The 894-nt window shown below is 42.3% G+C and carries 1 protein-coding gene; it reads left to right on the top strand.

The window, feature by feature from the left end; translation table 11 throughout:
• Positions 1–443 precede the first annotated feature (443 nt).
• Complete coding sequence (locus PUN32_RS14160; RefSeq protein WP_406708019.1) at positions 444–500, top strand: hypothetical protein; 57 nt, start codon at positions 444–446, stop codon at positions 498–500.
• Positions 501–894: the final 394 nt, after the last annotated feature.

Genomic DNA, 894 nt, shown 5'->3' with positions numbered 1-894 from the left:
AGACTTTTTACCCATTTGGTCGTGACCTAACAAGCGATTCAAGACAGATTCACAACGCGCGGCATTGGCGTGATGCGAGAACGACAGTGATGAACATTGTGATGCGTTGAGTTGGTTTAGGCGTTGCTCACTGCTTAATCGGGCGTTAGTTTCTATCAAGAAAATTCATAAAATTTGTGTTAATGGTTTCGATAATTCGGCTTTTGGTGCTTAAAGTTTACGAATTGGCTTTGGTGCTTTGTTTGATGCTGATTGGGTAGAAAGCGTTGAAAATTTCGCTGGCACAAGATCGCTGAATCCAATAAATCTCGACGCATCCATTTTGTGGAAGCGTCCACACGGCAAGTTTGGTTTCACAAAAGCAGCAACATCGCTTTATGTGCGCTTTCTTTGTTGGAAAGTTGGTTATTGGCTAACTCAACCTTGATTGTTTTGAGTTTCGGTTGCCAAATTCACAGCGTTTGATGCTGGATGTGTTTTTGGTCGATGATTTTGCATAAAATTTGATTCGAGTATTTTTATAAAAAGTCATCATTAAACAATGAGCTACAAAACTAACAAGCGCCTCAAGAGGGACTGTCAACGCGCGGCGTTTTTGGTATGCGGTGATTTTTGTGGTGAATTTGGTATGCGTTAAGTTGGTTTGTGCGTTGCCAGCCCCTTAGGCGAGCGTTAACTGGCAAAGCGGAAAATCTATCAACATTTGAGAAAAGGACTTTACGAATATTTTGTTGTGGTCAATGCCGACATTTTGAACGAGCGAAAACCGTCTCAAAGATTTGTGCAGAGCGTCGGATCAGCCAACGATAGCAGCAAGGCGTGAAGCTTGCGGATTTTTCACACTCAGAAAATTGGTGCGAGATCCGAAAACTTCAAACGAAGCGTAAAGTGATG

This window comes from Vibrio chanodichtyis, from assembly GCF_028863985.1.
GTDB lineage: Bacteria > Pseudomonadota > Gammaproteobacteria > Enterobacterales > Vibrionaceae > Vibrio > Vibrio chanodichtyis.
Note: the sequence above shows the minus strand (reverse complement) of the source record. Positions and strands in the feature narration are given on the sequence as shown.